Origin of the sequence: Citrobacter sp. MGH 55 (genome assembly GCF_016906145.1) — a bacterium.
Lineage (GTDB): Bacteria > Pseudomonadota > Gammaproteobacteria > Enterobacterales > Enterobacteriaceae > Citrobacter_A > Citrobacter_A amalonaticus.
Genome location: NZ_CP070239.1, coordinates 1492399 through 1504596 on the forward strand (window position 1 = coordinate 1492399; position 12198 = coordinate 1504596).

The 12198-nt window shown below is 54.5% G+C and carries 13 protein-coding genes; 3 read left to right on the forward strand and 10 right to left on the reverse strand.

The window, feature by feature from the left end:
* Positions 1–10 precede the first annotated feature (10 nt).
* Positions 11–1483 carry a DASS family sodium-coupled anion symporter gene (locus tag JTI98_RS06070; protein WP_090050662.1) on the forward strand — a complete coding sequence of 491 codons (1473 nt, stop codon included), beginning with the start codon at positions 11–13 and terminating at the stop codon, positions 1481–1483.
* Positions 1484–1525: 42 nt separating this feature from the next.
* On the opposite strand, the gene tpiA is transcribed toward JTI98_RS06070, so the two are convergent.
* Positions 1526–2293, reverse strand: coding sequence for a triose-phosphate isomerase (gene tpiA / locus JTI98_RS06075; RefSeq protein WP_216082039.1), 768 nt, complete (start codon positions 2291–2293; stop codon positions 1526–1528).
* 112 nt (positions 2294–2405) lie between these two features.
* The gene (locus JTI98_RS06080) at positions 2406–3002 is read right to left on the reverse strand and encodes a YiiQ family protein (protein ID WP_044328380.1); all 597 of its coding nucleotides are present in this window, start codon (positions 3000–3002) and stop codon (positions 2406–2408) included.
* A gap of 100 nt (positions 3003–3102) precedes the next feature.
* Between JTI98_RS06080 and JTI98_RS06085 the strand changes: the two genes are divergently transcribed.
* Positions 3103–3531 (forward strand): DUF805 domain-containing protein, encoded by a 429-nt coding sequence (locus tag JTI98_RS06085; protein ID WP_042998919.1) that lies wholly within the window; start codon positions 3103–3105, stop codon positions 3529–3531.
* A gap of 6 nt (positions 3532–3537) precedes the next feature.
* On the opposite strand, the gene fpr is transcribed toward JTI98_RS06085, so the two are convergent.
* The 4 genes from fpr to glpF form a co-directional block, all read right to left on the reverse strand.
* A complete protein-coding gene (gene fpr, locus JTI98_RS06090; RefSeq protein WP_216082040.1) occupies positions 3538–4284 on the reverse strand; it encodes a ferredoxin--NADP(+) reductase in 747 nt (248 codons plus the stop codon).
* 96 nt (positions 4285–4380) lie between these two features.
* Positions 4381–5391, reverse strand: coding sequence for a class II fructose-bisphosphatase (glpX, locus tag JTI98_RS06095; protein WP_042998921.1), 1011 nt, complete (start codon positions 5389–5391; stop codon positions 4381–4383).
* A gap of 158 nt (positions 5392–5549) precedes the next feature.
* A complete protein-coding gene (gene glpK / locus JTI98_RS06100; RefSeq protein WP_044257467.1) occupies positions 5550–7058 on the reverse strand; it encodes a glycerol kinase GlpK in 1509 nt (502 codons plus the stop codon).
* Positions 7059–7080: 22 nt separating this feature from the next.
* Complete coding sequence (glpF, locus tag JTI98_RS06105) at positions 7081–7926, reverse strand: glycerol uptake facilitator protein GlpF (RefSeq protein ID WP_042998923.1); 846 nt, start codon at positions 7924–7926, stop codon at positions 7081–7083.
* 388 nt (positions 7927–8314) lie between these two features.
* Here glpF and zapB point away from each other — a divergent pair, with 388 nt between their 5' ends.
* Positions 8315–8560 carry a septal ring assembly protein ZapB gene (gene zapB / locus JTI98_RS06110; RefSeq protein ID WP_090050665.1) on the forward strand — a complete coding sequence of 82 codons (246 nt, stop codon included), beginning with the start codon at positions 8315–8317 and terminating at the stop codon, positions 8558–8560.
* Positions 8561–8781: 221 nt separating this feature from the next.
* Here the strand turns inward: zapB and rraA are convergent, their stop codons facing one another.
* From rraA to hslV, 4 genes are all read right to left on the reverse strand, one after another.
* Positions 8782–9267 carry a ribonuclease E activity regulator RraA gene (rraA, locus tag JTI98_RS06115; protein ID WP_042998924.1) on the reverse strand — a complete coding sequence of 162 codons (486 nt, stop codon included), beginning with the start codon at positions 9265–9267 and terminating at the stop codon, positions 8782–8784.
* 92 nt (positions 9268–9359) lie between these two features.
* Positions 9360–10289 carry a 1,4-dihydroxy-2-naphthoate polyprenyltransferase gene (gene menA, locus JTI98_RS06120; RefSeq protein WP_042998925.1) on the reverse strand — a complete coding sequence of 310 codons (930 nt, stop codon included), beginning with the start codon at positions 10287–10289 and terminating at the stop codon, positions 9360–9362.
* A 66-nt stretch (positions 10290–10355) separates the two neighbouring features.
* Positions 10356–11687, reverse strand: a complete 1332-nt coding sequence (gene hslU, locus JTI98_RS06125; RefSeq protein ID WP_044257468.1) for an HslU--HslV peptidase ATPase subunit — start codon at positions 11685–11687, stop codon at positions 10356–10358.
* A 9-nt stretch (positions 11688–11696) separates the two neighbouring features.
* Positions 11697–12191, reverse strand: a complete 495-nt coding sequence (gene hslV, locus JTI98_RS06130; RefSeq protein ID WP_155985545.1) for an ATP-dependent protease subunit HslV — start codon at positions 12189–12191, stop codon at positions 11697–11699.
* Between the last annotated feature and the right edge of the window lie 7 nt (positions 12192–12198).

Genomic DNA, 12198 nt, shown 5'->3' on the forward strand with positions numbered 1-12198 from the left:
AGATTGAACCATGGATAGATTGACTCCCATTCGCGGTTGGCCCGCCATCATCTCGATGGTTATCACACTGACCATCTGGTTTATCATCCCTTGTCCTGCGGACGTGACGCCACAGGCATGGCATCTGCTGGCGCTGTTTATCGGTACGATTGCGGCCATTATCGGCAAAGCGATGCCTATCGGGGCGATTGCTGTTGTGGCGATCATGCTGGTGGCGATGACCGGTGTGACGAATCCCGGTAAGCCTGCGGCAGCGCTTAACGATGCGCTGAGTGGCTTTTCCAACCAACTGATTTGGCTGATCGGTTTATCGATCATGCTGTCGCAAAGCTTGCTGAAAACAGGACTTGGGGCGCGTATCGGCTACGGATTTATTGCGTTGTTTGGTAAGCGAACCTTAGGTATCGCGTGGGCATTAACCCTCGCGGAAACGCTGATTGCACCCGTCACCCCAAGTAACACGGCACGCGGCGGCGGCATTATTCACCCGGTGATGCGTGCCATCGCCGACAGCCTTGGATCGCAGCCCGGCAATAGCGAAAATGGCTCAACGGGGCGCTATCTGGCGCTGGTGAATTACAACATTAACCCGATCAGTTCAGCGATGTTCATCACCGCAACCGCCCCTAACCCCCTCATTGTCACCTTTTTGTCCCAGGGAACGGATGGGGTACTGAATATGACCTGGGGGATGTGGGCCATTGCGGCGCTTCTTCCGGCGGTCGTTTCGCTGATTGTGATGCCCATCGTCATCTGGTGGCTCTATCCACCCGCCATTACCCGCACACCCAATGCGCCGCAGTTCGCCCGGCAAAAGCTGGATCTTCTCGGCCCACTGTCGCTGGCGGAAAAAATCACGCTGGCGGTGTTCATTTTGCTGCTCTGCCTGTGGGCTGGCGTTCCCGCGATGATCATGGGCAGCGGCTGGACCGTTAACCCCACCAGTGCGGCGCTGATCGGTTTATCGATTCTGTTGCTGACGGGGGTATTACACTGGGAGGACATCCTTAAGTGCCGCGGTGCCTGGGATACCATTGTCTGGTTTGCCGCGCTGGTGATGATGGCGGATTTCCTCAGCAAACTGGGACTGGTCGGCTGGCTTGCGACCAGTGTGGGGACGGCAATCAATCATCTTGGCGTCCACTGGAGTATTGCGACACTGCTGTTGATCCTGCTTTACGTCTACTCTCATTACTTTTTCGCCAGCACCACGGCGCATATCACGGCCATGTTCTCCGCCTTCTTCATCGCGGGGTTAGGTCTGGGCGCGCCACCGGCCCTGCTGGGGCTGATGCTCGGTTTCTCCTCTTCGCTGATGATGTCGCTCACCCACTACGGTACGGGCACTGCGCCGATTATTTTTGGCTCTGGCTATGCCACTCTGGCGGAATGGTGGAAGACGGGGCTGGTGATGAGTGTGGTAAACCTGACTATCTGGGCGGTGACAGGGGCTTTCTGGTGGCACTGGTTGGGATACTGGTAATACGGGGATAAGTCGGGGGAGAGGTCCCCCCGACTACACAACTTAAGCTTGTTTTGCTGCTTCAGCTGCTTTTACGATCACGGCGAAAACGTCAGCTTTCAGAGAAGCACCGCCAACCAGCGCGCCGTCGATATCCGGCTGAGTGAACAGTTCTGCCGCGTTAGCTGCGTTTACGGAACCGCCGTACTGGATGATGACCTGCTCAGCAATTTTCGCGTCTGCTTTGGCAATATGATCACGGATAAATTTGTGAACAGCCTGTGCCTGCGCTGGCGTTGCGGATTTGCCGGTGCCGATTGCCCAAACCGGTTCGTAAGCGATAACTACGCCTTCGAATGCCGCAGCACCCTGTGTTTTCAGAACGGCGTCGATCTGACGTGCGCACACTTCTTCTGTTTTGCCCGCTTCGTTTTCAGCTTCGGTTTCACCGATGCACAGAACGGGAGTCAGACCCTGCTCTTTCAGCACAGCGAATTTTTTCGCGATCAGTTCGTCAGACTCTTTGTGGTAAGTACGACGCTCAGAGTGGCCGATGATGATGTACTGTGCGCCGATGTCTTTCAGCATTTCAGCACTTGTTTCACCGGTAAATGCGCCGGACAGGTTCAGGTCAACGTTCTGTGCGCCCAGGAGGATGTGGCTACCGGCCGCAGCATGTTTTGCCAGATCGATATACATTTCTGGCGGTGCGATCGCTACCGCACAGCCAGCGACGCCAGCCAGCTCTTTACGCAGGTTAGCAATCAGTTCGTTTACCATGTGGCGGCTGCCGTTCAGTTTCCAGTTACCCATCACTAAAGGATGTCGCATTTCTATTCTCCACGCTTTGTCAGCGAATTAAGGAAGATGGCCGCCCCGCAGGGCAGCATGGTCTGTGAAACAGTATAGAGATCACTCCCCGGAAAGGCTTTGCTTTTTATCATCAATTGGGCCTGTCCAGATTTTCAGATAACGCCAGCTTAATCGGTTCAACCGCGAAGGTCAGCCCCTTTTCGCCGTTATCTGCGACAACATAGCGAATTGCGCCTTCGGTCTCCGCGTAATAGCGCTTATTTTTCCCCGACGTAAGCAGCTTTTGCAGCTTTTTCTGGCTCTGCTCTTTGGTCAATAAGGGGGCGACCGTGCGGATCACTGCCGCCATATATTCCTGCGCTTTGGCTTTCGCCGCTTTCTGTTCCGGCCCCTGAATCGGCAGCCAGGTTATCTGCATGCTCTTAATCTTCAGCGTTCCGCGCTCAAGAGCGGTCGAGGCGTACAGGTTTTCATTTATTTTGCTGGCCGCACGGGTGAGGTTGGCTTTGTCGCGACTACTGTCGATGGCGCGGAATTCATTTAAGGTAAGCTTCGGATTTTGCGTATTAAAGTTTTCACGAAACTGGCTGATCGAAAGGTCAAACGTGGGGGCACCGGCGAGTAAATACGGTGCGGTGGTGGCCGCCAATGGCTCAGCCGCCAGCGCCGGAGGGCTGGAGAGCATCGCAGAAAACAATAATAAAAACAGTGAACATCCTGGCTTCATCAATCTTACCTTTCGTTATGACTGTCCACGATTAAAACGATAACCGTCTGGCTTGTCAAAAGGGTAAACTGTCGAAGATAGTCATTTTAAAGGAACAGACATGACCCTACAGCAGTGGTTATTCTCATTTAAAGGGCGTATTGGACGCCGTGATTTCTGGATCTGGATTGCGCTGTGGATTGTCAGCATGGTGGTTCTGTTTTCGCTCGAGAGTCAAAAATTACTTCCCGATCAGATTGCTCCCTTTGCCCTGGTGTGTCTGCTCTGGCCGACGGCAGCGGTTACGGTGAAACGTCTGCACGATCGTGGGCGTTCGGGGCTGTGGGCGTTATTGATTATTCTTGCCTGGATGCTGTTAGCCGGTAACTGGGCTATTCTGCCGGGGATGTGGCAATGGGTGGTCGGACGGTTTGCGCCGACGCTTATCCTCATCATGACTCTTATCGACCTGGGGGCGTTTGTTGGCACCCAGGGCGAAAATAAATACGGTAAAGACACGCAGGATGTCGCGTTTAAATCAGCGCCCTGAACCGTATTACCAGTAATGCTCGGCGGTCATATGGCCTGGCCGGCGGCGCAAATGTTTGGTCATCTGCCGGGTCTCTTTCAGCAACTGCTGTGTGTCGCGAACCATTTGCGGATTTCCACACAGCATCACATGGCTGGTCTCTTTATCCATCGGTAAGCCTACCGCTTTTTCCAGTTCGCCACTTTCAATCAATGCCGGAATGCGACCGGTCAGTGAACCCGCGACGGTCTCCCGGCTCACCACCGTCTGGATCCGCAGTTTGCCTTCGTAGCGCTTTTGTAGCGCCTGCATCAGCGGCAGGTAGCTTAAATCGGCGGCGTATCGTGCGGCGTGGACCAGTACCAGATTTTTGAAACGTTCGAGATCGTTACCCAGTTGCAGAATCGATAAATAGGGACCAATGGCGGTGCCGGTTGCCAGCATCCATAACGTGTCGCAGTCCGGTACTTCGTCAAGCACAAAGAAACCGGCTGCTTCGCTCACTACCTGTACTTCGTCGCCGGGCTTGAGTGCCGCCAGACGTGGGCTTAGCTTACCGTCAGGCACGGTGACCAGGTAAAACTCCAGATCGGGATTGTCAGGGGCATTCACATACGAGTAGGCACGCTGGACGCGCTCGCCGTCAATCTCAAGACTGAGTTTGGTAAATTGACCTGCGGTGAAGGGATGAACGGGGGCGTGAACGGTCAGACTAAACAGAGCATCAGTCCAGTTCTGTACCTTTGTGACTTTGCCTGTTACCCAATCTGCCATGGTTTTCTCCTGTACGGGTCTCGTTCCCTTATCTTCGTTCGTTGGCGGAAAGATTTCCAGCCCGGAGGGGCTGGAAGGCTCGAACGAACAAATCAGTTACAGGATGTGCGCCTGCACGTCCGGGTCTTTACGGTCGAGATAGTGGATCGACTGAATACGGCGGATGGTGCGTGACTTACCGCGGATCAGCAGCGTTTCGGTGGTCGCGATATTACCTTTACGGCTGATCCCTTCCAGCAGATCGCCTTTGGTGATGCCGGTTGCGGAGAAAATAACATTATCGCTACGCGCCATTTCATCCAGACGCAGCGCTTTACCCGCCTCGATGCCCATTGCCTGGCAGCGTGCCAGCTCTTGTTCGCCAATGCGACGGTTCTCTTCGCTGTCGCCTTTGACATCATGACGTGCCAGCAGACGGCCCTGCATGTCACCATCCAGTGCGCGGATCACCGCGGCGGACACCACACCTTCCGGCGCACCGCCAATCCCGTACAGCACATCCACTTCGCTGTCCGGCATGCAGGTCAGAATGGACGCGGCAACATCGCCATCAGGAATCGCGAATACGCGCACGCCAAGCTTCGCCATCTCTGCGATCACGTCATCATGACGCGGTTTCGCCAGAATCGTTACCGTCAGTTCGCTCAGCGGTTTGCCCAGCGCGTTGGCGACATTACGCAGGTTCTCTTCCAGCGGCAGATTGAGATCGATGCTGCCTTTTGCGCCCGGTCCAACAATCAGCTTTTCCATATACATGTCAGGTGCGTTCAGGAAGCAACCCTTGTCACCCACGGCCAGAACGGCCAACGCGTTGGCCTGGCCCATCGCCGTCATTCGTGTGCCTTCAATGGGGTCGACGGCAATATCCACCGCGTCGCCGCGACCGGTACCGACTTTCTCACCGATGTAGAGCATCGGCGCCTCGTCGATCTCGCCTTCCCCGATCACGATGGTCCCGTCAATGTTGACCTGGTTTAGCATTATGCGCATGGCGTTAACCGCCGCGCCGTCGGCGGTGTTTTTGTCACCGCGTCCTAACCATTTGTAGCCAGCCAGCGCCGCCGCTTCGGTTACGCGGGAAAATTCGATGGCAAGTTCTCGTCTCATAGCAAACTCGTAGCAGAAAGGAATGGCGCGAAGTGTAGCACAGGGGAGAGGGGGAAATTATTGATATCAGAGGGTGAGTGTGCGGGGTTGTCCCCGCACCGTAATCTCATCCGTAGGCCGGATAAGACGCTTTCGCATCGTTATCCGGCAATTCGCGATTACTCTTCGTGGTCTTCCCACGCCAGCGCGCGTTTGACCGCTTTCTTCCAGCCGCTGTAACGGTAGTTACGCTCGGTGGTTTCGATGCCAGGGCGGAATTCACGTTCGATGACCGCTTTTTCCTGCAGTTCATCAAGGTTCTGCCAGAAACCGACTGCCAGACCGGCCAGGTAGGCCGCACCCAACGCCGTGACTTCACGCACTTCCGGACGCTCAACGCGCGTGCCAAGAATGTCAGACTGGAACTGCATCAGGAAGTTGTTGGCGACCGCACCACCGTCCACGCGCAGGGCGTGCAGGCGAATGCCTGAGTCTGCCTGCATCGCTTCCAGTACGTCGCGGGTCTGGTAGGCAATAGATTCCAGCGTTGCACGGATGATGTGGTTGGCGTTCACACCACGGGTCAAGCCGAAGATCGCGCCACGCGCATACGGGTCCCAGTACGGCGCGCCCAGGCCGGTGAAGGCGGGGACGACGTACACGCCGTTGGTGTCCTTCACTTTGGTCGCGAAATACTCGGAATCGAAGGCGTCGCTGATGAGCTTCATTTCATCACGCAGCCACTGAATAGAAGCGCCCGCCATAAACACAGCGCCTTCCAGCGCATAGTTCACTTCCCCGGTCGGGCCGCAGGCGATGGTGGTCAACAGGCCGTTTTCGGATTTCACCGCTTTTTCGCCGGTGTTCATCAGCATAAAGCAGCCGGTGCCGTAGGTGTTTTTCGCCATCCCTTCCTTCACGCACAGCTGGCCGAACAGTGCAGCCTGCTGGTCACCGGCGATACCGGAGATCGGAATACGCGTGCCGCCTTTACCGCCGATGTTGGTCTGACCGTAGACCTCGGAAGAACGGCGCACTTCCGGCAGCATGGCGCGTGGAATATCCAGCGCATCCAGCATCTTGTCGTCCCAGTCCAGCGTGTGGATGTTGAACAGCATGGTACGCGAGGCGTTGGTGTAATCCGTTACGTGTACGCGTCCCTGGGTCATTTTCCAGATAAGCCAGGTATCAACGGTACCGAACAGCAGTTCGCCGCGACGTGCGCGCTCACGAGAGCCTTCGACGTGGTCGAGGATCCACTTCACTTTGGTGCCGGAAAAATACGGGTCAATGACCAGACCCGTGTTATTGCGGATGTACTCTTCCATGCCATCGCGCTTCAGGTGTTCGCAGATATCCGCGGTACGACGGCACTGCCAGACAATCGCGTTATAGATAGGTTTACCGGTCTCACGTTCCCAGACGATGGTTGTTTCACGCTGGTTAGTAATCCCGATAGCTGCAATCTGATCGGAACTGATGTCCGCTTTCGCCAGGACTTCCACCAGGGTAGAGCTCTGCGTTGCCCAGATTTCCATCGGGTCGTGTTCTACCCAGCCTGCTTTCGGGTAGATCTGCTCAAATTCGCGCTGTGAGACGCTTACGATATTGGCATCATGATCCATCACGACGGCGCGGGAGCTGGTGGTTCCCTGGTCGAGCGCAACGATATATTTTTTCTCAGTCATAATTATTTGTCCCGTAGTCACATTACAGCGAAGCTTTTTGTTGTGAAGTGGTCGTGGTTTCCTTCTCTTCCACGGCACAGATATCGCACGGCAAATGGCGACCGATCAGCTTGCGATAGGCGAAAGCGCCCAAAATAGCACCAACGATGGGGCCAAACAGCGGCACCAGGAAGTAAGGAATATCTTTGCCACCGGTGAAGGCGACATTACCCCAGCCTGCAAGCCAGGCGAACGCTTTCGGACCGATGTCACGTGCCGGGTTCATCGCAAACCCGGTCAGTGGGCCCATGGATGCGCCGATAACCGCAATCAGTAAACCAATCAACAAAGGAGCCAGCGGGCCACGCGGTACACCGTTACCGTCATCAGTCAGCGCCAGAATAAGCCCCATCAGGATAGCGGTAATCACCATTTCAACCGCGAAGGCCTGCACAAAATTGATATGTGGGTTGGGATACGTTGAGAAAGTGCCGGCCAGATCAACACTCTCAATGCTGCCACGTACAATGTGGTGCGTTTGTTCGAAGTCGGCGAAAAGATTGTAGTAAAGCCCGTAAACTAACGCCGCTGCGCAAAAGGCACCGGCAAATTGAGAAAGGATAAAAGGAACAACTTTGCGCTTGTCGAAACACGCAAACAGCCACAACGCGATAGTGACTGCCGGGTTGAGATGTGCGCCAGACACCCCTGCGGTCAGGTAGATAGCCATGGCTACCCCCAATCCCCAGATGACGCTGATTTCCCACTGTCCAAAAGACGCACCCGCGACTTTAAGCGCAGCGACACACCCCACACCGAAGAAAATCAACAACCCGGTACCGAGGAATTCAGCAATGCACTGGCCTTTTAAGGTTGATGTTTGACTCATAATCGGATCCTGAAGAGTTTAATGTTTATTGTATGCGAGGAGGTCACTGACGTCCGCGATGCCCTGTAGGCACACTGTTAATTTATCGTTAACGAGCACAAACGAGAAATATCGAACTTAAAATGTGTGTACTCCGTCAATAAAATGAGCGTTTTCGCGCCATGAGGCGCGTTTTGTTATACAAAAATAGTGTGAGCTGAATCATTTCATTAACCAAAGCGTTAACACTTAAGGGTTAGGCCGTCAATGTCTGTAAGAGTCGACTGAAAAGTGTTGCAAACCGCAATCAGCGCGGGATGCCGCTGGACAGGGAGAGCGGGGCTTCATACAATCGGCACTATATATTGTGCGCGTTCACGTGAAGCGTCGCCTTGCAATTCAGGAGAGTATGACCATGTCTTTAGAAGTGTTTGAGAAACTGGAAGCAAAAGTACAGCAGGCGATTGATACCATCACCTTGTTGCAGATGGAAATTGAAGAGCTGAAAGAGAAGAACAGCTCGCTGGCGCAGGAAGTGCAATCTGCACAGCACAGCCGTGAAGAGCTCGAGCGCGAAAATCAGTCTCTGAAAGAACAGCAGAATGGCTGGCAGGATCGTTTGCAGGCATTGCTGGGCCGCATGGAAGAAGTCTAATCCTCGTCATCTTTCACGTTATGGCGGCGTTGGCTGCGCGTATTCACCCCGGTCACGTAGTTTACTACGCTCCTGGGGATTCATTCGCTTGCCGCCTTGCCCTAACGCGAAATCTTTAGAGGATTCCTGAGCAAGTAGCTTGTAGGCCGGATAAGGCGCAAGCCGCCATCCAGTAGCCCGCGATAACCAATAAAAAAGGCACCTTACGGTGCCTTTTTCGATCACTCGATATCGAGCGGGTCTTCGGAGAGGATGATTCCGGTGTTATCGGCGTACAGATGGTCGCCGGAGAAGAAGGTCACGCCGCCGAAATTGACGCGGACATCGCTTTCCCCAATCCCTTCGCCTGCTGCACCTACCGGAATCGCGGCAATCGCCTGAATGCCGATGTCCAGCTCTTCCAGATCGTCTACCTGACGCACTGCGCCGTAGATGACCAGGCCTTCCCATTCATTTTGTACAGCCAGACGCGCCAGTTCGGCGTCGACCAGCGCACGACGGACAGAACCGCCGCCATCGACCAGCAGAATGCGACCACGGCCATTTTGTTCGAGCAGATCGTACAGCAACCCGTTGTCCTCGAAACATTTCACCGTGACGATTTGTCCGCCAAACGACGACCGTCCTCCAAAGTTAGAGAACAGTGGTTCCACGACGTTGACATCTTCTTGATAGATGTCACAAAGCTCGGAAGTATCGTATTTCATAGGCTTAACGTTCAGTTGCTGCGAGAATTTTTAGTATATCGCGCTATGCGTACTGTTGGCAAAATCATCAATTGTTAATTGATATTTGTCAGTTATCTTGCCCACTGACTTAAGAAAATCCCGACAACAAACAGCAGGTTAGTCAACAATGCGGCTTTTACCGTACGTTCAAGCATTGGGCGCATCGCTGCTGGTTCCATCTGGCGCATCACGTAACGCGCCTGTTTTACCAGTACCGGTGCGGCCAGCAGGAACAACCAACCCCACGGACTTTGCAGCGAAAGCAGGTTAAACAGCGCCAGGCAGATCAGCGTGCCTATCAGCAAGCAAGCGTGGTAACGACGGGCATTTACGGCGCCGAGGCGGACAACCAGCGTGTTCTTGCCGTTTTCCCGGTCACTGTTGATATCGCGCAGGTTATTGATGTTAAGCACGGCGGTGGCCAGCAGACCGCAGGCGGTAGCTGGAAGGATTAACGCCGGGATCAGTGTATGCGCCTGCAGATACCAACTCCCCATCACGCTCAGCCAGCCAAAGAAGACCAGCACGGAAATATCGCCCAGACCGATGTAGCCATAAGGACGATTGCCCACGGTATAGGTGATGGCGGCAATGATCGACAGTACGCCAAGCACCAGGAAGCCGACAAAATCCGCCGGCGTGCGGCACGCCACCGCAACCAGCGACAGACCGGACACGCAAATGAGTACCACGGTGATGATCAGCGCGCGCTTCATCTCCTGTTGGGTGATCACCCCTTTTTGCATCCCACGCAGCGGCCCAATGCGATCCGGCTTATCACTGCCTTTAACGGCATCACCATAGTCGTTGGCGAGATTTGACAGGATTTGCAGAAGCCCTGCCGTAATGAGCGCCAGCAAGGCGACCAGCGGATCAAAATATCCCTGCCACCATGCCAGGGCCGTACCGACGATGATCGCCGCGAAGGCGAGCGGTAGAGTCTTGGGTCGTAAACTTTCCAGCCAGGCCTGGGAGCGGCTAATTTGTTGTTGTTCAGTCATATTTAGCGCCAATAAAAATGGGGCCTTTCAGCCCCATCAACAATGATGAAAATGCAGTGAACGCGATTATAGGATAAAACGGCTCAGATCTTCATCTGCGACCAGCGCATCCAGATGTTTGCTCACATAATCCGCATCAATTGTTATGCTTTGACCGTTCAAATCGCTCGCATCATAGGAAATATCTTCCATCAGACGCTCCAGAACGGTGTGCAGACGACGGGCACCGATGTTTTCAGTGGTCTCGTTAACCTGCCATGCTGCTTCAGCAATACGCTTGATACCGGATTCCGTAAACTCAATGTTGACGCCTTCGGTCGCCATCAACGCTTTGTACTGCACGGTAACAGAAGCGTTAGGTTCCGTCAGAATACGTTCGAAGTCGCTGGTAGTCAGCGCCTGCAGCTCTACGCGAATCGGCAGACGACCCTGCAGTTCCGGGATCAGATCGGACGGTTTTGCCACCTGGAATGCGCCAGAGGCGATAAACAAAATGTGGTCGGTTTTGACCATACCGTGTTTGGTCGAGACGGTGCAGCCTTCAACCAGCGGCAGCAGGTCGCGCTGTACGCCTTCACGGGACACGTCCGGACCCGAGGATTCGCCGCGCTTACAGATTTTGTCGATTTCGTCGATAAACACGATCCCATGCTGCTCAACGGCGTCGATAGCTTCCTGTTTCAGCTCTTCCGGGTTCACCAGTTTGGCCGCTTCTTCTTCAATCAGCAGCTTCATCGCGTCTTTGATTTTCAGCTTACGCGCTTTCTGCTTCTGTCCTCCCAGGTTCTGGAACATGGACTGCAGTTGGCTGGTCATCTCTTCCATTCCCGGAGGCGCCATGATTTCCACGCCCATCGGTGCGGCGGCAAGATCGATCTCGATTTCTTTATCGTCGAGCTGGCCTTCACGCAGTTTTTTACGGAACGCCTGACGCGCAGCGGACGGTTCAGACTGTTGCTCTGCCTGGCCCCAGTTATTTTTCGCCGGTGGGATCAGCACATCAAGAATGCGCTCTTCTGCCATCTCTTCCGCACGATAGCGGTTCTTTTCGATCGCCTGGACGCGAACCATTTTAATGGCGGCATCGGTCAGATCGCGGATGATAGAGTCGACTTCTTTACCGACATAACCCACTTCGGTGAATTTTGTTGCTTCCACTTTAATGAACGGCGCGTTGGCAAGCTTTGCCAGACGACGGGCGATTTCGGTTTTACCGACACCGGTTGGGCCGATCATCAGAATGTTTTTCGGTGTAACTTCATGGCGCAGCTCTTCGTCGAGCTGCATGCGGCGCCAGCGGTTACGCAGTGCAATCGCCACGGAACGCTTGGCGTTATCCTGGCCGATGATGTGCTTGTTCAGTTCGCTGACGATTTCGCGTGGGGTCATTTCAGACATGGGAGATCCTTACGCTTTAGACGGTAATTCTTCAATGGTATGGAAATGGTTGGTGTAAATGCAGATATCACCTGCAATATCCAACGCTTTTTCAGCAATGTCGCGAGCGCCGAGCTCGGTGTTTTCCAGCAGAGCACGTGCCGCAGCCTGGGCGTAGGGACCGCCGGAGCCGATGGCAATCAGATCGTTTTCCGGCTGCACGACGTCACCGTTACCGGTGATGATGAGGGAGGCGGTTTCATCCGCGACCGCCAACAGCGCTTCAAGTTTGCGCAGCATGCGATCGGTACGCCAGTCTTTCGCCAGCTCAACGGCGGCTTTAACCAGATGTCCCTGATGCATTTCCAGCTTGCGCTCAAACAGTTCGAACAGCGTGAACGCATCCGCCGTACCGCCCGCAAAGCCAGCAATGACTTTGTCGTTGTACAGACGACGCACTTTCTTCACGTTGCCTTTCATGACGGTGTTACCCAGTGTGGCCTGACCATCACCGGCGATAACCACCTGGCTG

Coding starts and splice junctions, on each gene's coding strand:
- JTI98_RS06070 (WP_090050662.1), top strand. CDS start 11: ATGGATAGATTGACTCCCATTCGCGGTTGGCCCGCCATCATCTCGATG.
- tpiA (WP_216082039.1), bottom strand. CDS start 2,293: ATGCGACATCCTTTAGTGATGGGTAACTGGAAACTGAACGGCAGCCGC.
- JTI98_RS06080 (WP_044328380.1), bottom strand. CDS start 3,002: ATGAAGCCAGGATGTTCACTGTTTTTATTATTGTTTTCTGCGATGCTC.
- JTI98_RS06085 (WP_042998919.1), top strand. CDS start 3,103: ATGACCCTACAGCAGTGGTTATTCTCATTTAAAGGGCGTATTGGACGC.
- fpr (WP_216082040.1), bottom strand. CDS start 4,284: ATGGCAGATTGGGTAACAGGCAAAGTCACAAAGGTACAGAACTGGACT.
- glpX (WP_042998921.1), bottom strand. CDS start 5,391: ATGAGACGAGAACTTGCCATCGAATTTTCCCGCGTAACCGAAGCGGCG.
- glpK (WP_044257467.1), bottom strand. CDS start 7,058: ATGACTGAGAAAAAATATATCGTTGCGCTCGACCAGGGAACCACCAGC.
- glpF (WP_042998923.1), bottom strand. CDS start 7,926: ATGAGTCAAACATCAACCTTAAAAGGCCAGTGCATTGCTGAATTCCTC.
- zapB (WP_090050665.1), top strand. CDS start 8,315: ATGACCATGTCTTTAGAAGTGTTTGAGAAACTGGAAGCAAAAGTACAG.
- rraA (WP_042998924.1), bottom strand. CDS start 9,267: ATGAAATACGATACTTCCGAGCTTTGTGACATCTATCAAGAAGATGTC.
- menA (WP_042998925.1), bottom strand. CDS start 10,289: ATGACTGAACAACAACAAATTAGCCGCTCCCAGGCCTGGCTGGAAAGT.
- hslU (WP_044257468.1), bottom strand. CDS start 11,687: ATGTCTGAAATGACCCCACGCGAAATCGTCAGCGAACTGAACAAGCAC.